The sequence below is a fragment of the Caulobacter sp. GW821-FHT10A06 genome, assembly GCF_059415805.1.
The window spans coordinates 547,632-565,284 of the sequence record NZ_JBWKNY010000005.1 but is presented as its reverse complement, the minus strand read 5'-3'; the positions used below and the strand labels follow the sequence as shown (position 1 = coordinate 565,284).

At 66.8% G+C, this 17,653-nt stretch carries 19 protein-coding genes; 9 read left to right on the top strand and 10 right to left on the bottom strand.

Features of this window, described 5'->3' with window-relative positions:
* Nucleotides 1-8 precede the first annotated feature (8 nt).
* From AC07NF_RS17555 to AC07NF_RS17535, 5 genes are all read left to right on the top strand, one after another.
* Nucleotides 9-1,265, top strand: coding sequence for a DNA polymerase IV (locus AC07NF_RS17555; RefSeq protein ID WP_494628768.1), 1,257 nt, complete (start codon nucleotides 9-11; stop codon nucleotides 1,263-1,265).
* A gap of 229 nt (nucleotides 1,266-1,494) precedes the next feature.
* Nucleotides 1,495-1,824, top strand: coding sequence for an ATP-dependent Clp protease adapter ClpS (gene clpS, locus AC07NF_RS17550; RefSeq protein WP_013079900.1), 330 nt, complete (start codon nucleotides 1,495-1,497; stop codon nucleotides 1,822-1,824).
* Nucleotides 1,825-1,836: 12 nt separating this feature from the next.
* Complete coding sequence (gene clpA, locus AC07NF_RS17545; protein WP_492812204.1) at nucleotides 1,837-4,167, top strand: ATP-dependent Clp protease ATP-binding subunit ClpA; 2,331 nt, start codon at nucleotides 1,837-1,839, stop codon at nucleotides 4,165-4,167.
* A 108-nt stretch (nucleotides 4,168-4,275) separates the two neighbouring features.
* Entirely contained in the window at nucleotides 4,276-4,599 is a 324-nt protein-coding gene (locus tag AC07NF_RS17540; RefSeq protein WP_494628769.1) for a hypothetical protein, read from the top strand.
* A 76-nt stretch (nucleotides 4,600-4,675) separates the two neighbouring features.
* Nucleotides 4,676-6,103, top strand: a complete 1,428-nt coding sequence (locus tag AC07NF_RS17535; protein WP_494628770.1) for an alpha/beta fold hydrolase — start codon at nucleotides 4,676-4,678, stop codon at nucleotides 6,101-6,103.
* On the opposite strand, the gene AC07NF_RS17530 is transcribed toward AC07NF_RS17535, so the two are convergent.
* Entirely contained in the window at nucleotides 6,100-6,546 is a 447-nt protein-coding gene (locus AC07NF_RS17530; RefSeq protein WP_494628771.1) for a BLUF domain-containing protein, read from the bottom strand. The genes AC07NF_RS17535 and AC07NF_RS17530 overlap by 4 nt on opposite strands.
* A gap of 108 nt (nucleotides 6,547-6,654) precedes the next feature.
* Nucleotides 6,655-7,089 (bottom strand): HIT family protein, encoded by a 435-nt coding sequence (locus tag AC07NF_RS17525; protein ID WP_494628772.1) that lies wholly within the window; start codon nucleotides 7,087-7,089, stop codon nucleotides 6,655-6,657.
* Nucleotides 7,090-7,141: 52 nt separating this feature from the next.
* Between AC07NF_RS17525 and AC07NF_RS17520 the strand changes: the two genes are divergently transcribed.
* The 3 genes from AC07NF_RS17520 (at nucleotide 7,142) to AC07NF_RS17510 (ending at nucleotide 10,105) form a co-directional block, all read left to right on the top strand.
* Entirely contained in the window at nucleotides 7,142-7,720 is a 579-nt protein-coding gene (locus AC07NF_RS17520; RefSeq protein WP_494628773.1) for a DUF4287 domain-containing protein, read from the top strand.
* Nucleotides 7,721-7,785: 65 nt separating this feature from the next.
* The gene (locus AC07NF_RS17515; RefSeq protein WP_494628774.1) at nucleotides 7,786-9,543 is read left to right on the top strand and encodes an ATP-binding protein; all 1,758 of its coding nucleotides are present in this window, start codon (nucleotides 7,786-7,788) and stop codon (nucleotides 9,541-9,543) included.
* 73 nt (nucleotides 9,544-9,616) lie between these two features.
* Nucleotides 9,617-10,105 (top strand): pyridoxamine 5'-phosphate oxidase family protein, encoded by a 489-nt coding sequence (locus AC07NF_RS17510; RefSeq protein ID WP_494628775.1) that lies wholly within the window; start codon nucleotides 9,617-9,619, stop codon nucleotides 10,103-10,105.
* Between the two features lie 3 nt (nucleotides 10,106-10,108).
* Here the strand turns inward: AC07NF_RS17510 and AC07NF_RS17505 are convergent, their stop codons facing one another.
* The 4 genes from AC07NF_RS17505 to AC07NF_RS17490 form a co-directional block, all read right to left on the bottom strand.
* On the bottom strand, nucleotides 10,109-11,326 hold the full coding sequence (locus AC07NF_RS17505) for a GNAT family N-acetyltransferase (protein ID WP_494628776.1): 1,218 nt from the start codon (nucleotides 11,324-11,326) through the stop codon (nucleotides 10,109-10,111).
* On the bottom strand, nucleotides 11,290-12,063 hold the full coding sequence (locus AC07NF_RS17500; protein WP_494628777.1) for a glycerophosphodiester phosphodiesterase: 774 nt from the start codon (nucleotides 12,061-12,063) through the stop codon (nucleotides 11,290-11,292). Before AC07NF_RS17500 ends, AC07NF_RS17505 begins: the two co-directional genes overlap by 37 nt.
* Nucleotides 12,063-12,524: a RidA family protein gene (locus AC07NF_RS17495; RefSeq protein ID WP_492812224.1), complete on the bottom strand. Its 462-nt coding sequence runs from the start codon at nucleotides 12,522-12,524 to the stop codon at nucleotides 12,063-12,065. The genes AC07NF_RS17500 and AC07NF_RS17495 overlap by 1 nt, the downstream gene beginning before the upstream one ends.
* A 112-nt stretch (nucleotides 12,525-12,636) precedes the next feature.
* The gene (locus tag AC07NF_RS17490) at nucleotides 12,637-13,071 is read right to left on the bottom strand and encodes a phasin family protein (protein WP_454716986.1); all 435 of its coding nucleotides are present in this window, start codon (nucleotides 13,069-13,071) and stop codon (nucleotides 12,637-12,639) included.
* Between the two features lie 306 nt (nucleotides 13,072-13,377).
* On the opposite strand from AC07NF_RS17490, the gene AC07NF_RS17485 reads away from it, so the two are divergent.
* Nucleotides 13,378-14,694 carry a D-alanyl-D-alanine carboxypeptidase gene (locus tag AC07NF_RS17485; RefSeq protein WP_494628778.1) on the top strand — a complete coding sequence of 439 codons (1,317 nt, stop codon included), beginning with the start codon at nucleotides 13,378-13,380 and terminating at the stop codon, nucleotides 14,692-14,694.
* Between the two features lie 63 nt (nucleotides 14,695-14,757).
* On the opposite strand, the gene AC07NF_RS17480 is transcribed toward AC07NF_RS17485, so the two are convergent.
* The 4 genes from AC07NF_RS17480 to mipZ all read right to left on the bottom strand — a co-directional run bounded on the left by AC07NF_RS17480 (nucleotide 14,758) and on the right by mipZ (nucleotide 17,481).
* Nucleotides 14,758-15,990: an aminotransferase-like domain-containing protein gene (locus AC07NF_RS17480; protein WP_494628779.1), complete on the bottom strand. Its 1,233-nt coding sequence runs from the start codon at nucleotides 15,988-15,990 to the stop codon at nucleotides 14,758-14,760.
* A gap of 75 nt (nucleotides 15,991-16,065) precedes the next feature.
* The gene (locus AC07NF_RS17475) at nucleotides 16,066-16,125 is read right to left on the bottom strand and encodes a hypothetical protein (RefSeq protein ID WP_106907314.1); all 60 of its coding nucleotides are present in this window, start codon (nucleotides 16,123-16,125) and stop codon (nucleotides 16,066-16,068) included.
* 14 nt (nucleotides 16,126-16,139) lie between these two features.
* Nucleotides 16,140-16,574, bottom strand: a complete 435-nt coding sequence (locus AC07NF_RS17470; protein WP_494628780.1) for a J domain-containing protein — start codon at nucleotides 16,572-16,574, stop codon at nucleotides 16,140-16,142.
* A 70-nt stretch (nucleotides 16,575-16,644) separates the two neighbouring features.
* Entirely contained in the window at nucleotides 16,645-17,481 is an 837-nt protein-coding gene (gene mipZ, locus AC07NF_RS17465; protein ID WP_492812233.1) for a division plane-positioning ATPase MipZ, read from the bottom strand.
* Nucleotides 17,482-17,653 lie beyond the last annotated feature (172 nt).

The following is a 17,653-nucleotide window of genomic DNA, read 5'->3' as shown; positions in this document are numbered from 1 at the left end:
AGCCCTTCATGAAGTCCCTGTGCCGCGACTGCGGGTGGACGGGCGAGGCCAAGGTCTCGCGCTGTCCGTCCTGCGCCTCGCCGCGCGTGGTCTTTCATGAGGAGCTGGGGACGCTGTCGATCGCGCACCTGGACTGCGACGCCTTCTATGCCTCGGTCGAGAAGCGGGACAATCCGGTCTTGCGCGACCTGCCGGTCATCGTCGGCGGCGGCAAGCGCGGGGTGGTGACCACCGCCTGCTACATCGCCCGCATGAGCGGCCCCCGCTCGGCCATGCCGATGTATAAGGCGCTGAAGCTGTGCCCGCAGGCCGTGGTCATCAAGCCCAACTTCGCCAAATACAAGGAAGAGAGCCGGCGCATCCACGAGAAGCTGGACAAGCTGACGCCGCTGATCCAGCCGCTGTCGCTGGACGAGGCCTGGATCGACCTGACCGGCACCGAGCGCCTGCATGGCGCGACGCCCGCCCAGATGCTGGCCCGGCTACAGGCCGAGATCGAGCGTGACATCGGCCTGACCGTCTCGATCGGCCTGGCCCCCAACAAGTTCCTGGCCAAGATCGCGTCCGAGCTGGACAAGCCGCGCGGCTTCTCGGCAATCGGCGCGGCCGAAGCGCAGAGCTTCCTGGCCAACAAGCCGGTCAGCATCCTGCCGGGCGTGGGACCGGCCACCGTCGCCTCCCTGGCCGAGATCGGGCTGAAGACCGTGGGCGACATCGCCGCCGCCGACTTGAAGATGCTGGCCAATCGTCTGGGTTCGGGCGGCCTGCGCCTGCACCGCCTGGCCCAGGGCCAGGACAGCCGGATGGTCGATCCCGACCAGTCGCGTAAGACGATCAGCGCCGAGACCACCTTCAACGACGACCTGCACAAGCGCGAGGACCTGGAGGACGAGCTGTGGCCCCTCTGCGAGAAGGTCGCCAAGCAGGCCCGCAAGGAAGGCGTGGCCGGCCGGGTGGCGACGCTGAAGCTGCGCACGCCCGACTTCAAGATCCACACCCGCCGCCGCACCTTGGCCATACCGACCCAGACCGCCCGCACCCTGTTCCAGGTGGCCCGCGAGCTGTTGGCGGCCGAAAAGCCCGGTCAGCCCTACCGCTTGATCGGCGCGGGCCTGACCGAGTTCGTCGACGCCGAGACCGCCGGCGCCGACATGTTCGCCGACGACGAGCGTCGCACGCTCAAGAACGAGACGGCCATCGACGCCCTGCGCGGGAAATTCGGCGCCGCAGCCGTGATTAGTGGACGGGCACTAAAGGGGCGCTAGCCGAGTCGCGGACATCACCCCTTGCGCGGCGCATCGTCGCTAACCATTTGGGCCTTCCACCCACGGAACCGTTCGCGCGCGGTCTTCGCTCTCCCAAATGTGAAGCCGAATTCCTGGGCGTCCCTGTGCTAAAGCGGCGCAGGCGCGTCTCAGGCTCTTCCAATGCCGCCGCGTTTCCATATCTAATTCAGGCAGGCGGGTGATTTGCTCGCCAGGAGAGAACAAGTCGATGGCCGAGCGGAAGCAAGGCGGACAAAGCAACGGCGCTGGGTCGTCGGTCGTCACGGAAGTGAAGCCGAAGACGCAGAAGCCCTCGCTTTATCGAGTTCTGATTCTCAACGACGACTACACTCCCATGGAGTTCGTGGTCTACGTTCTCGAACGGTTCTTCAACAAGTCGCGTGAAGACGCTACCCGTATCATGCTGCACGTTCACCAGAACGGCGTCGGTGTCTGCGGTGTCTACACATACGAAGTCGCAGAAACCAAGGTCGCCCAAGTCATCGACTCGGCGCGACGCCATCAGCACCCTCTACAGTGCACCATGGAAAAGGACTGAGGAGCCTCCCCGTTGCCCTCTTTTTCGCGCCCCCTGGAAGAGTCCCTGCATCGCGCCGTCGCGTACGCCAACCAGCGTAAGCACGAGTACGCCACGCTCGAGCACCTTCTGCTTTCCCTGACCGACGACGAGGACGCCGCCGGAGTTATGCGCGCGTGCGACGTTGATCTCGCCGCGCTGAAGAAGAGCCTCTCGAACTATCTCGACGTCGAACTGGCCTCGCTGGTTGTCGACGACGACGAGGACGCCAAGCCGACCGCCGGCTTCCAGCGCGTGATCCAGCGCGCGGTGATCCACGTCCAGTCGTCGGGCCGCGAAGAGGTCACCGGCGCCAATGTTCTGGTCGCCATCTTCTCCGAACGCGAAAGCCACGCCGCCTACTTCCTGCAAGAGCAGGACATGACGCGGTACGATGCGGTCAACTTCATCGCCCACGGCATCGCCAAGAAGGCCGGCGCCTCCGAGACCAAGAACGTCAAGGGCGCCAGCGCCGGTTCGAACTCGGCCGAGGACGACGGCGAGAAGCCCAACACCAAGACGGGCGGCGAGGCTCTGGAAGCCTATTGCGTCGACCTCAACGAAAAGGCCCGCCAGGGCAAGGTCGACCCGCTGATCGGCCGCGCGAACGAAGTCGAACGCGCGATCCAGATCCTGTGCCGTCGCACCAAGAACAACCCGCTGCTCGTGGGTGATCCCGGCGTCGGCAAGACCGCCATCGCCGAGGGCCTGGCCCGCAAGATCGTCACGCACCAGGTCCCCGAGGTCCTGGAAGGCGCCACCATCTACTCGCTCGACATGGGCGCGCTGCTGGCCGGCACCCGCTATCGCGGCGATTTCGAAGAGCGCGTGAAGCAGGTCGTCAAGGAACTCGAGAACCACCCCAACGCGGTGCTGTTCATCGACGAGATCCACACCGTGATCGGCGCTGGCGCGACCAGCGGCGGGGCGATGGACGCCAGCAACCTGCTGAAGCCGGCCCTGGCCTCGGGCAGCCTGCGTTGCATGGGTTCGACCACCTACAAGGAGTTCCGCCAGCACTTCGAGAAGGATCGGGCCCTGGTCCGTCGCTTCCAGAAGATCGACGTGAACGAACCGACGGTGGAAGACACCATCAAGATCCTCAAGGGTCTGAAGACCTACTACGAGGACTTCCACAAGCTGAAGTACACCGCCGAGGCCCTGAAGGTCGCGGTGGAGCTGTCGGCCAAGTACATCACCGACCGCAAGCTGCCGGACAAGGCGATCGACGTGATCGACGAAGCCGGCGCTGGCCAGATGCTGCTGCCGGAAAGCCGTCGCAAGAAGGTCCTGGGCGTCAAGGAGATCGAGGCTGTCGTGGCCAAGATCGCCCGCATCCCGCCCAAGTCGGTCTCCAAGTCGGACACCGAGGCCCTGAAAGAACTGGAAGCGGACCTGAAGCGCGCCGTGTTCGGTCAGGACGAAGCCCTGCTGCAACTGTCCTCGGCCATGAAGCTGGCCCGGGCCGGCCTGCGCGACGCGGACAAGCCGATCGGCTCGTTCCTGTTCAGCGGTCCGACCGGCGTCGGCAAGACCGAAGCCGCCAAGCAGCTGGCCCAGACGCTCGGCATCGAGATGATCCGCTTCGACATGTCGGAGTACATGGAACGCCATACCGTGAGCCGCCTGATCGGCGCCCCTCCCGGCTATGTCGGCTATGACCAAGGCGGCCAGCTCACCGACGCTGTCGATCAGCACCCGCACGCGGTCGTGCTGCTCGACGAGATCGAAAAGGCCCACCAGGACGTCTACAACATCCTGCTGCAGGTCATGGATCACGGCGTGCTGACCGACAGCAACGGCAAGAAGGTCGACTTCAGGAACGTCATCCTGATCATGACCACCAATGCCGGCGCGTCGGACGCCCAGCGCCAGTCGATCGGCTTCGGCCGCGACAAGGTGGTCGGCGAGGAAGAGGCCGCCCTCAAGCGCCTGTTCACGCCGGAATTCCGCAACCGCCTCGACGCGGTCGTGGCCTTCAAGCCGCTGACGGCCGACATCATCCGCCAGGTCGTGCAGAAGTTCGTCATGCAGATGGAGGCCCAGCTGGCCGACCGGAACGTGACGATCTCGCTGACCGACGACGCGGCCGACTGGCTGGCCAAGAACGGCTTCGACGAACTCTACGGCGCCCGCCCGCTGGGTCGCGTTATCCAGGAGCACATCAAGAAGCCCCTGGCCGACGACATCCTGTTCGGACGCCTGGTGCGCGGCGGCCACGTCACCGTGGTGCTGGAGAACGGCAAGATCGCTTTCGAGATCGAAGGCACGCCCGATCCGAAGGCCAGCAAGACCGACGAAGCCGAACCGGCCTTGGCCGAGTAGGGCTTGCTTTCAGCCTTAAGCGAAGGGCCCGGAGCGATCCGGGCCCTTTTCATTTGGGTCGCGGGAAAATTGTGGACGAAACGAGAACAAACGATTAGCGTGTGTTCTATGGCAACGATCGCTTTCGACAGCTTGGGCGCCTCCAAACGGCTGCGCGAAGCCGGCATGGATGAGCGCATGGCCGAAACGGTCGTGGAGATCTTTCAGCAAGCGGCCGGCATGCCTGACATAAGCCATCTCGCGACGAAGGATGACCTCAAGCAGTTCGTCACCAAGGACGACCTGCTCGAGACCAAGCTCACGCTCCGTATGGAGATCGCCCAGCTGGAAACCCGCCTCAGCGAAAAGATCCGCATGCAAGGCTGGGCGATCCTTGGCGGCATGGCGGTGCTGCTGGCGTTCTATACGGCGCTGGCCAAGCTGATCGCGTAGGCGCACCTAACGCCACCTTAACTTGATCCCGCTCCCCTGCCCCACGACAGTCGGGACGACTGAGGGGAGAGTTCGCATGAAGACGGTGCTCGCGGCCGCGTTCGGGGCCGCCTTGATCCTGCCCATCGCAGCCCATGCCGAGACGCCCGCCGGCCGCTTCGAGCTCGGCCCCTGCCCTTTCGAGACCGCGCCCGGCGAGAAGATCGACTGCGGCCTGCTGATCGTTCCCGAGAACCGCGCCAAGCCCGGCAGCCGATCGATCCGCCTGCCCGTCGTCATCCAGCGCGCTCGAACGGCGACACCGGCCAAGGACGCCCTGATCTTCATGCCCGGCGGTCCGGGGGTGACGGCCATGGCCAATGCCCGTTCGAGCAAGGGCAACCCGTTCCTTGAGACCCGCGACCAGATCCTGGTCGAGCCGCGCGGCGGCCATGCCGCCCAGCCGGCGCTGGAATGTCCGGAGGTCGCCGCGGCCCGCGAAGCCCCCGCCTCCGCCCCTCCCGCCGTGACCCAAGCGGCGACCGCCTGCCGAGCGCGCCTGGTCGCCGCCGGGGTCGATCTGGACGGCTACACCAGCGCCGAGAACGCTGATGACATCGAGGTCGCCCGTGCGGCCTTGGGCTACGACAAGCTGAACCTCTACGGCCTGTCCTACGGTGGCCGCCTGGCCCTGACCGTCCTGCGCCGTCATCCTGATAGCGTGCGCGCCGTGGTGCTCGACTCGCCGCTGCCGCCGCATGTGAACTACGACGAGACCGCCACGGCTGGCCTACGCCGAGCGTTGAACCTGGTGCTGGATGGCTGCGCCGTCGACCCGGCCTGCTCGCGCGCCCATCCCAAGCTTTCGAGCGATCTCGCCGCCCTAATCGTTGGCGCTGATCGCAAGCCGCTGATGATCGAGGGCCACCCCGCCCGCGGCGCCGAGATCGCCAACGCCCTGGCCGAAACCCTGGGCGATCAGAAGACAGCGCCCCTCCTGCCCCGCATTATCGCCGAGGCCGCTGCCGGCCGCACCGCCGAGCTCGCGCCCTTGATCACCCGCGCCAGGGGCTCGTCCAACTTCGCCTGGGGCCTGCGCCTGTCGGTCTGGTGCGCCGAGGAGATGCCGTTCGAGGATCCCGCCCGCGTCGCCGACCAGGTCTCGCCCCGCCATGGACTGGGCGGCGTCGACGTCCGCACGGTCGCGCCCGAAACCTGCCAGGCCTGGAAGGTCGCCCCCGCCCCGGCGATCGAGAACACGCCGGTGAAGAGCGACGTTCCGGTGCTGATCTTCGCGGGCGCGCTGGACGCCAACACCCCGCCGGCCTGGGCCCAGAGCCTGCTGGCCGACCTGCCAAACGCCCAGTTCGTATTGATGCCCGGCCGCGCCCACGGCGCATCCTTCAACGCCTGCGCCGGCCGCATGACCGTGGCCTTCGTCAACGACCCGGCCAAGCCGCTCGACACCCGCTGTGTCACCCAGCTGCGCGGCCCCGACTGGAGCCTGTCGGTCGCGAAACCCTAGCCGCCGCGCAGGTGCCGCTCGCCGGCGCGGATCAGCAGGCGCTCGGCGCGGTCTGCATCCAGGCCGGCAGGATTGAAGACTTCCAGACCGACCTCGACCAGCAGCGTCTGGTCCGCGGCGCCCAGGCGATGCTGACCCATGTTCCAGTCGCGGAACCTGCGACGCTCGGCCGAACCGTCAGCAAGGGCCTTCAGATCGGCGTGGCGCCTGTCCAGGGCGATCCGCGCGTAGGTCTCCTCGACGGCGGTCGCGGGGCCTTCCAGCCACTGCAGGAAACAGCCCTCGCCCGCCAGCAGGAAGCCGGTGACGTCCACCAGGCGGTTGTTCTGGATCGAGGCGTTGACGATCGTCCGCACCGCCTCGCCGAAGTCCCCGTCGCCCGCGAAACGGCTGGCATAGATCAGGCGGCGCAGGCCTTTGCGGCCTTCCTCGAATTCAAGCATGGCGTTCCCGGGTCTGGCGTCGTCGCCGGTACCGCTAACGCGCCAACCGTTAAAGAGCGCCGAGCGCGGACGAAGACCGTTCCCGATGCGGGTTCGGTTTCCGTGCGGCTACAGCGCCGCCGAGATTTTCGCCGCCAAGGCCTTCAGCTCTTCAACATCGGCCATGCCGCCTTCGCCATGACGCCCCAGGGCCGCGCCTTCGTAGCGGGGGATGACGTGGAAATGCAGGTGGAAGATCGTCTGGCCGGCCGGAGCGCCGTTGAACTGGGTGACGACCACGCCATCGGGCTTCAGGGCCGCGACGACCGCGCGGGTCAGCTTCTGGGTCGCGGCCGTCAGGTCGGCCAGAACCTCGGGCTCGACCTCCAGCAGATTGCGGGCCTGGCTGACCTTGGAGATCACCAGGGCGTGGCCGGGCGACTGCGGGAAGACGTCCATGAAGGCCAGGACCTCGTCGTCCTCGAACACCTTCACGCTGGGGATCTCGCCACGGATGATCTTGGCGAAGATGTTGTCGGCGTCGTAGCGTCCGTCGAGGCTCATGGGCGTCTCCTTCTGGAGGACGGTCGTAGCAAACGGGGGGACGCGCGCAACCATGGACAACAAGCCCCAAGGCCTCACCGAGCAGCAGCAGAAATGGTTCGCCTCGGTCCGCGCCAACCTCGAGCGCGAGACCGGCAAGACGCTGGAGCAATGGGTCGAGATCGTCCGCCGCGAATGCCCCGAGACCAAACCTCGCGCCCGCACCGACTGGCTGAAGGCGACCTACGGCATCGGCGTGAACCGCGCCGCCACGATCTTCTCTGTCGCCTATCCCGAGACCGGCTGGGAGGACGCTGACGCCCTGCGCAAGGCGCTGTGGACGGACGCCGCCTCGACGGCGATCCTGGAGGCGGTCGAGGCGGCTGTCACCGATCTCGAGGGCCTGGTGACCGGACAGCGCAAGGGCTTCACGGCCTGGTCACGTAAGTCCCAGTTCGCGGCCCTGAAGCCGCTCAAGGGCGGCCAGGCGGTGCTGGGTCTGGCGCTCACGCCCGACGCCTCCCCGCGCCTGCTGGAGCCCAAGAACGAAGGCTGGTCCGAACGCCTGAAGGCCAAGCTGATCCTGGCCTCGCCCGCCGAGGTCGACGACGCGGTCAAGGCCCTGCTGAAGGCGGCCTGGGAGCGGTCGTAGACTGTGGCGCCATGCCGCACGGTTAGCCAACGCCCTGTAAAGCTAGCGCGCCCATAGCTGCCGTCATGACGGCCCGCGCCTACACACCCTATTCGCAGCAGGCGTTCGAGAAGTACTACGCTCGAACCTATTCCGGTCACGTGCTGATGCGGATCGGCAGCATCGCCATGGTGGCGATGATCCTGTTGTATCTGAAGGCGATCTCGCCTTGGGTCGCGCTGGGCTGGTTCGTCGCTTACGTGTCGTCCGAAGGGGCGACCATGACGTGGTGGCGGCGGGTCGTGCCGCGCCTGGCCTGTGCGACGCAAGAGCAGTTCCGGGTCTTCCAGAACCAGCTGATCGCCATCACGATCCTGATGACGTCGACCTCATCCGGACCGCTGCTGCTCACCCATCCGACGACGAACACGGCCGTCGTGACCCTGGTGGTCGTCTCCGCCGGGATCCTGATGACCTGCGCCGCCCAGCACACCCTGACACGCAATATGATCCTGTGGACCGCGCCGGTCCCGGCTCTGGTGCTGCTCTACAGCGTGACCCGCCTGCAGTCGGGGGCGGAGGCCTGGGTCCTAGCGGCGCTGGGCGTGTGCTTCGTGGTCAATGCCCGCGATCTGCAGATCGCCAACGCCGTGTCCTATGAAGAGGTGATCCAGGACCAGCTCAACGCCGAGGAAGCCAACCAGGCCAAGAGCACCTTCCTGGCCACGGTTTCCCACGAGATCCGCACACCGCTGAACGGCATCCTGGGCATGGCCCAGGCCATGTCGCGCGAGCCGATGACCGACCACCAGCATGAGCGCCTGCGGGTGCTGCAGCAGTCCGGCGCGACCTTGCTGACCCTGCTCAACGACATGCTGGACATGGCCAAGATCGAAGCCGGCAAGATCCAGCTGGAACCCCTGGACTTCGCCCCCGAGACCCTGGGTCGCGATGCGTGCGACGCTTTCGGCGCCATCGCGATGGAGAAGGGCCTGACCCTGTCCTTCGAGACACGGGGGCCGCACGGCCTCTATCGGGGCGACCCGACGCGGGTGCGACAGATCCTCTACAACCTGATCGGCAACGCCGTGAAGTTCACGGATCACGGGCGCGTGGATGTGCGACTGGAATGCGAGGCGACGGGGTTCACGTTCGCCGTCGCGGACACCGGGGTTGGTTTCTCCGATACGGCCCGAGGCGCACTCTTCGAGAAGTTCAGCCAAGGGGACGCCACCACGACCCGACGCTTCGGCGGCTCGGGCCTGGGCCTGCCGATCTCCCGCGACCTGGCCCGGCTGATGGGCGGCGACATCGCGGTCGCCAGCCGACCGGGCGAGGGTTCCACCTTCCGTGTCGCCCTGCCTCTGCCCCGGGCCGCCCTGCCGGCTGCCGCGCCCTTGACCACGCCGGCGGCCGAACGCCTGACCGCCGCGCCCGGCGAACGCCTTGCCATTCTGGTCGCCGAGGACAATCCGACCAATCAGCTGGTGTTGCGCAGCCTGCTCGCCGGCGCCGGGGTCGACCTGGAGGTGGTCGAGGACGGCCGCCTGGCGCTGGAGGCCTGGCGGCGGCGGGCCTTCGACCTGATCCTCATGGACATCAACATGCCGGTCATGGACGGGCTGAGCGCCACACGCGCGATCAGGGCCGAAGAACATGCCGGCGCTCGCGTCCGCATCCCGATCATCGCCCTGACCGCCAACGCCATGGATCACCAGAAGCAGGACTATCTTGCCGCCGGCATGGACGCCCATGTCAGCAAACCGATCGACCTGACCACGCTGTTTGCCGCCATCGCCGATGTCCTGGCGACCGCGCCGGCCAAGCACGCCGTCGCCAGCTGAGACGTCAATAGCTTCACCCTAGGAACGGCCCTCTCTGGCCTTCGTTGGTCTCCGCGAAACAAGGAGATCCACAATGTCCAAGGAAGCCGATCTGGCCGCCAAGTTCTGGAAGGCCCTGAAGTCCGACCGCACCGTGATGCTGGGCCTGCCCGATGTCGATGGCGGGCGCGCCCAGCCGATGACCGCCCTGATCGAGGGCGACCATTCCGGGCCGATCTGGATCTTCACCTCGTCGGAGACCGACCTCGTCCACTCGCTGGACAGCCAAGGCCGCGACGCCTTCATCCACTTCCAGGACAAGGGCCACCACCTGTTCGCGGCGGTCGACGGCCGCCTGCGGATCGACACCGACTACGAGACGATCGATCGCCTCTGGAACCCCTTCATCGCCGCCTGGTTCGAGGGCAAGGACGATCCCAAGCTGCGCCTGCTTCGCTTCGAGCCGGCCGACGCCCAGATCTGGCTGAACGAGAACAACCTGTTCGCCGGCGTGAAGATGCTGCTCGGGGCCGACCCGAAGAAGGAATACAAGGACAAGGTCGGCGAGGTTCGCCTGAACTAGCCCCTACTCGCGCTCGTCGCGGCGCGGGTCCGGCGCATGGCGGAAGGGTGAGTACTCTTCCGTCAGCATCTCGATATCCGCGTCGACCGCCTCGCGCTCGCGTTCGAGGTAGCGGGCGACCGGTTCACGCAGCGCCGGGTCGGCGATCCAGTGCGCCGAGTAGACGGCGCTGGGCAGGTAGCCGCGGGCGATCTTGTGCTGCCCCTGCGCGCCGGCCTCAACGCGTGGCAAGCCTAGCCGGATCGCGTGCTCGATGGCCTGGTAGTAGCAGAGCTCGAAGTGCAGGAACGGCACGTCCTCGGTGCAGCCCCAGTGGCGGCCGTACAGGCAGTCGCGGCCGATCAGGTTCAGCGCCCCGGCGATCCAGTCGCCGCCCGGCCGGCGGGCCAGGATCAGTAGCACCTTGTCGGCCATCCGCTCGTGCAGCAGCGAGAAGAAACGGCGGTTCAGATACGGCCGGCCCCACTTGCGGCTGCCGGTGTCCATGTAGAAGCCGAAGAACGCGTCCCAGTGCTCTTCCGTCAGTTCGTCGCCCGTCAGGGCCACGATCTCCAGGCCGTCCTGAGCGTCGCGACGCTCGCGGCGGATGGTCTTGCGGCGATTGGCCGACAGGGCCGCCAGGAAGTCGTCGAAGGTCGTGTAGCCGTTGTTTTCCCAGTGGAACTGCTGGTCCTGACGCAGCAGCATGCCGCGCTCGCCCATCCAGGCCCACTCGTCCTCGACCGGGAAGGTCACGTGCAGGGACGACGCGCCCATGCGGTCGCACAGGGTCAGGGCCCCGCCCAGCAGGGCGTTGCGGCCGTCATCGGGATCGACATCTGGCCGCACGATCAGCCGCGAGCCGGTCACCGGCGAGAACGGCGAAGAACACTGGAGCTTGGGGTAATACCGCCCGCCGGCCCGCTCATAGGCGTCGGCCCAGGCGTGGTCGAAGACATATTCGCCCTGGCTGTGGGACTTCAAGTACAGCGGCATGACCCCGGCGACGACATCGTTGTCGTCCAGCACCGACAGATGTTGCGGCGCCCAGCCAGTGCGGGGACCGACGCAGCCGCTCTCCTCCAGGATCGACAGGAAGTCGTAGCTGACGAAGGGGTCGCCGGTATGGGCGGCGCAGGCGTCCCAGGCGTCCTTGCCGATCTCGGCGATGTCGCGATGGACGCGAACCGCCGACTGGACCGAACTCACGCCGTGAAGCCCTCGAAGATCAGATTGTCGCAATGATCCTTCACGCCTTCCCACTGGTCGGGCGAGCGGACCGTCCAGGCGACGATCGGCATGCCCTTGGCGCGATATAGGTCGGCGCGCGGGCTGGGCAACATGTCCAGGCCCAGGGCCAGGAAATCAGGCCGCGCGATCTCGACCTGCTCCAGCGCCGCCAGCGACTTGCGCATTTCGGGGGCGAGTTTGCGGGCGCCCTCGTCATTCCAGCTGTAGCTGTCCAGGCCGCGCAGGATTTGCGGGTGATGGTCGGCGAACCAGGCGTGCGAGTACGGGTTGAAGCCGATTACGGCGGTCGGGCCGTTGTGGTCGACCAGGATGTCGGTGACCCGCTTCTCCAGCGGCCCGACGTCGCCGAAGGGCGTCTTCAGCTCGATGAAGACCATGGCGCGGTGGCCGATCATGGTCAGCGTATCGGCCAGGGTCGGGATGGTCTCATCCGTGCTCTTCAGGGCCATGGCCCCGAGTTCGGCGGCGGTGTGGTCGCGCAGGCGGCCTTCCTGGCCGGTCATGCGCTCCAGGCGCTCGTCATGGAAGACCACCGCCTCGCCGTCGGCGGTCAGCTGGACGTCCAGCTCGATGCCGTATCCGCCAGCGCAGGCGGCCTGGAAGGCGGCCAGGCTGTTCTCCGGCGCGCCGTCAGGGGTCCAGAGGCCGCGGTGGGCCACCGGCGGGTCGAACAGGCGCTCCCACGCCTCGCCGAAGACATCGGTCGAGGGGCGTTCGCGCGAGCGCATCAGGCGATCTCCACCACCGCATCGACCTCGACCGCGAAGCCGAGGGGCAGCTTGTAGACGCCCACCGCCGAGCGGGCATGACGGCCGGCGTCGCCCAGGGCCTCGACCATCAGGTCCGAGCAGCCGTTGATGACCTTGGGGATGTCGATGAAGTCGGGACCGGCCTGGACGAAGCCGCCCAGTTTCACGACGCGGACCACGCGATCCAGGTCGCCGTCGCAGGCGGCCTTCATCTGGGCCAGCAGGTTGATCCCGCACAGGCGGGCGGCCTTCTGGGCGGTTTCCAGGTCGACGTCGACGCCGACCGTGCCCTTGACGCCGCCATCAGCCGCGATCGAGATCTGGCCGGAGATGGTCACGAGATTGCCGGAGCGCACGAAGGGCACGTAGTTGGCCACCGGCGCCACCGGCTGGGGCAGCTCGATCCCGATCGCCTTCAGACGTTCCTCGACCTTCGACATGCACGCGCTCCACTGAATTGGTGCGGCATGCTTAACGCGGGTATCCGGAGCACAAAAGAAAAAAGGCCCGGACCTCTCGGTCCGAGCCTTCAATCCGGAATTCTAAGTGCTCTTAGCGAGCGGCCTGGAACTTCTCGACGGCGGCGCTGGCGCGTTCGTTCAGCGGCTTCACCGAGTCTTTGATCGAGGCCGAGACGATCTCCGAGGCCTTGCTGACCTGGGCGATGTAGGCTTCCAGAGCCGACTTGGCCCAAGCGGTCTGCAGTTCGACGGCTTCCTGGACGCTCTTGGCGCCGGCCAGCGACTTGGCGGCGGCGACCTGGTCTTCGACGGCCTTCTTCGAATAGGCGAAGGTCTGGGCGCCCAGGGCTTCAGCGCCCTTGGTGGCGGCGGTCACCGAAGCGACGACGGCTTCCAGGTTCTTCTTCGAGTGGGTGTTGGCTTCAGCCAGAGCGGCCAGCGACTTCTCGACGCCATCCTTGAACGCTTGGTTCGAAGCGGCGGTGTATTGCTCGACGGTGTTCTTGACGGTTTCGGCGGCGGCCATGGGAGTCTCCTGGGAGGAAGAAGGCGGGCGGGGCGGACAAGCGAGCTGCAACTCGCCCATCTGCGCTTGGAACACCGCGGTTCTCTCATGTTGCAGTGCAGCAGTCAACAAATTTGTGCAGCGCACCATGACGCAACGTCAGCCGCCAAAGCTACAGCATTGGCGCCACGCGATTGATTTATTCGCGCCTGCGGCAAGATCGCTCACCAGTTGTTTACTTTAGCGAAAGGCCGCTTCCATCATGCTACTGGTCACGCGTGTAGCGGTGCGGAACCGCTTCCCAGTTCAAATGACGGACGCTGCTCGATGTTCGCCAAGCTTACCTCCGCCCGTTCCCTGCTAGCCGCCGCCGGCCTGGCCCTGTCGTGCCTGTTTGGCGTCGCCGCGCCCAGCGTTGCTCAGGCGGCCATACCGTATCTGCAGCTGAACGCTCAGGAACCGAAATACGCGGCGATCGTGATCGACGCCAATTCGGGTGAAGTCCTTTACGACAAAAGGGCCGACAGCCCTCGCTATCCGGCGTCCGTGACCAAGGTCATGACCCTGTACCTGACCTTCGAGGCGCTGAGCGAAGGCCGCCTGAAGCTGACGGACCGGGTCGTCATGTCGCCCCGCGCGGCGGCCCAGGCCCCGACCAAGATCGGCATCTCGCCGGGCGACAGCCTGTCGGTCGACGAGGCCATCAAGGCCATGACCGTGAAGTCGGCCAACGACGTCGCCGTGGCCATGGCCGAGCGACTCGCCGGCAGTGAGTCGCGCTTTTCGGCCCTGATGACCCTGCGCGGCCAGGAGCTGGGCATGCGCAATACCCGTTTTGTGAACGCCTCGGGCCTGCCGGACAGCCGTCAGATCTCGACGGCGCGTGACCTGGCCATCCTGTCGCGCGCCACCATGCGCGACTTCCCGCAGTACTACAGCTACTTCGCCGTGAAGGGCTTCTACTTCCGGGGCAACTACGTCAAAGGCCACAACCGCCTGCTGGACAGCATGGAAGGGTTCGACGGCCTGAAGACCGGCTACACCAATGCCAGTGGCTTCAACCTCGCCGGCTCGGCCGTGCGCGATGGTCGCCGCCTGATCGCCGTGGTCCTGGGCGGCCCCTCGACGGCCTGGCGCGACAACAATATGGAAGACCTGCTGCTGACCGGCTTCGACGTGATGAAGCGTCGTTCGCGCGGCGAGCGCACCAGCATCGCCGCCAACATCTATGAAGAAGAACCCTCGGGCCCGATCGAGCGCCCCTCGACCGAGCAGGGCGACGGCGACCAGGCCGGCCTGCGCATCGTGTTGACCGAGAACCCGCACCCGACGCCGGTGAAGGTCTCCCCCACCCTGCGTGAGGCCAAGAAGGACGCTCCGAAGCCGGCCCCCAAGGCCGCCAAGAAGCCGAAGGGCGAATGGGGCGTGCAGGTCGGCGCGTTCAAGTCCAAGTCGCTGGCCAACGACCAGCTGAAGCTGGTGCGCGGCCGCTTCGCCAAGATGGTCGCCGAAGCCGAGGGCGCCGTCGAAGGCGCTGGCGGCACCTTCCGCGCCCAGTTCCAGGGCATGACCTCGGACGCCGCCCGCAGCGCCTGCTCGGCCCTGAAGGCCAAGCACGTGCCCTGCATGGTGCTGCAGCCGTAAGGCGCTCGGACAATCCAGATACAACAAACCCCGGAAGGCCAGGCCTTCCGGGGTTTTGCTTTTCTAGCCCTCGGCGATGACCTTGCGGATCAGCCTGGCGATCCGCTCGACGCCCTCTTCGATCTGGGCGTCGGTCGGCAGGGAGTAGCTGAGGCGGATGGCGTTGGCGTTCTGGACCTCGGCATAGAACGGTGCGCCGGGCACGAAGGCCACGCGCTCTTCCTCGATGGCCCGGGCCAGCAGGGCCGCGCCGTCGATCCCTTCTGGCAGGTCGATCCAGACGAACATGCCGCCCTCGGGGCGCGACCAGGTCACGCCTTCGGGCATCGTCCGCTCCAGGGCCGCCAGCATCACGCGCCCCTTGGCGCCATAGGCCCCGCGCAGGCGGTGCAGGTGCTGGTCATAGCCTTCCGACACGGCGCGGTGAGCGACCATCTGGTTGATGGTCGAGACGTGCAGGTCTGCGCCTTGCTTCAGCAGCACCAACTTCTCGATCACCGCCTTGGGGCCGCAGACCCAGCCGATACGCAGGGCCGGCGACAGGGTCTTGGACAGGGTGCCCAGGAACATGGTGCGGGCATTGTCGATGTGGCCCGCGCGCGCGATGTCCATCGCCAGCAGGGTCGGGGTCGGCTCGCCGATGAAGCGCAGCTCGCGATAGGCCGCGTCCTCGACCAGGGTCATGTCCAGGGTATCGGCCAGGGCCAGCACGCCCTGGCGCTCTTCCAGGGTCAGGCTGACGCCGGTCGGGTTGGCGAAGTCGGGGACGAAATAGCCGAGCGCGCCAGCCGGCAGGTCGGTGCTGCCTGCGTCCTGCAACGCGCCTTCCGGCAGGTCGCGATAGGCCGGCTGGTAGCCGTTGAAGGCCTGTAGCGCGCCCAGATAGGTCGGACGGGCCACCACGACCGTGTCGCCGGGGCTGACGAACAGCTTGCCGATCAGGTCCAGCGCCTGCTGCGAGCCGGCGGTCAGCATGATGTTATGCGGCTCGCACGGCATGCCGTCGCGAGTCATGCGCTCTGCGATCCACTGGCGCAGTGGCAGGTAGCCCTCGCTGACCGAATATTGCAGCGCCTGACGCGACAGGGCCGCGTCGCCCAGGATGGCGTCGTAGCCGGCCTGGATCTGCTCGGCCGGGAACAGGCCCGGATCAGGGATGCCGCCGGCGAACGACAGGATGTCGGGCTGGTCCAGCAGCTTGAGCAGCTCGCGGATCTCGCTGGCGCGGACGCGGCTCATGCGATCGCTGAAGCGCGCGGCCCACTCGGCGGCGCGGTCGATGGTCTGGGTAGTCATGGGGTGATCGAAGTCCGAACTTGAATGACGCTTGAGCCGCGTGCGGCGGCTCGCTCTGAACCAAAGGTTAGAGCGTCATACCGAGCAGGTCGGGCCGGACGACCGGCGGCGCCAGAAGCGTTCGCGATTGATCATGCCCCTCTCCTAGCTCAGCTGCGGCGCTTGATCAAACGATCCCGTGCGGCATTCAGCTGGGCGGCCAGGCCTTCGGTGCCGCCCTTGTCGGGGTGGGCCATCTGGATCAGGCGGGTATAGGCCGCCTTGACCTCGGCCAAGCTGGCGTCCGCGCCCACACCCAGGATGGCGCGGGCCTCCGTGAGGCTGAGTTCGGCCTTGGGCGGCTGGACCATCTCGCGGCGGATCAGCGGCCGGCGACGGGCCTCGGTGACGCTCCACAGGCCGATGACGCCCAGCACGATGCCGGTGCCCCACGAGCCGCGGATCGTGGCGTAGGCGGCCCCGGCGAAGGCGGCGATCGAGGCCGCGCCCGCCCCGACCCGCCAGCCGTCGCCGTTCAGGAACGACCGGCCCTTGGGCCAGAGCAGGAAGACCAGGATGGCCGCGCCCAGCAGCAGGTACAGCATCGCAACTCCGAAACGAAAACGGGCGGCAGGGTCGCCCCGGCCGCCCGCTCCTAGTCATGTAGCCGTTGGCTTACTGCGCCGCCAGAAGCGTCTCGCCCGAATAGGCCGACAGGCCCAGGCTGTGCATCAGGGCGCGTAGTTCCTGGCGAGCCGCCAGATGCTGCAGCGACACCGGCACCGGGCGCACTTGCGGCGACAGGTCGGCGATGGTCAGGCCGAACGGGAACAGCTCGCGATAGATCACGCGGTCGCGCAGGCCGGGGCCAATGCGGAAGCCGACGCGCTTGGCCAGCGCGGTGAGGCGATCTTCCAGGCGCTTGCGGTTACGGGCTTCGGTGGTGGCCAGACGGTTGCGCAGCACCACCCAGTCCATGGCCTGGCGCTGGCCCGACAGGGCGCGCTGCTTGCGGCCTTCCCAGACGGTCAACGAATAAAGGCTGGGCTTGGTCAGCTCCAAGGTCACGGGATCGACGGTGCCCAGCATGTCGAAGTCGACGAAGCTGTCGTTCATCGGCGTGACCACCAGGTCCGCGCGGCCGTGGGCCAGGCGCGTGATGGCGCTGTCGCCGCCGGGGGTGTCGATCAGGATGAAGTCACATTCCTCGGCGGCCTTGGCGAAGGCGGCTTCAAAACCGGCGACCTGCTCTTCTTCCGACTTCTCGGCCAGGGCGATGTCGTTGTCGCTGAGGGTCAGGGACAGCGGCATGGGCAGGTCCAGCTTCTTGCTGGCCGTCCAGGCGACGCGGTTCTCGAAGAACCGGCCCGAGGTGCGTTGGCGAAGGTCCAGGTCGAGGACGGCGACCTTGGCGCCGCCGTACAGCAGCGCGGTGACAAGGTGGACGGCGATGGTGGACTTGCCCGCACCACCTTTTTCGTTGCCGACGACGATGACGCGCGTTTCGGCCATGGCTCGATCCTCGATGCGTCGCGACTCGGCGCGACCTTGGACTGAAGGTTAACACGATGTTACCAGCGCCCTACCGGGTCAACCGGTTCAATCCACAGGCATAATTGTCGCACCCCCGACATTGCGTTCCCGCAAGGGATAGTGGACCTGAAAGGACCGCGAGGTCATAAGC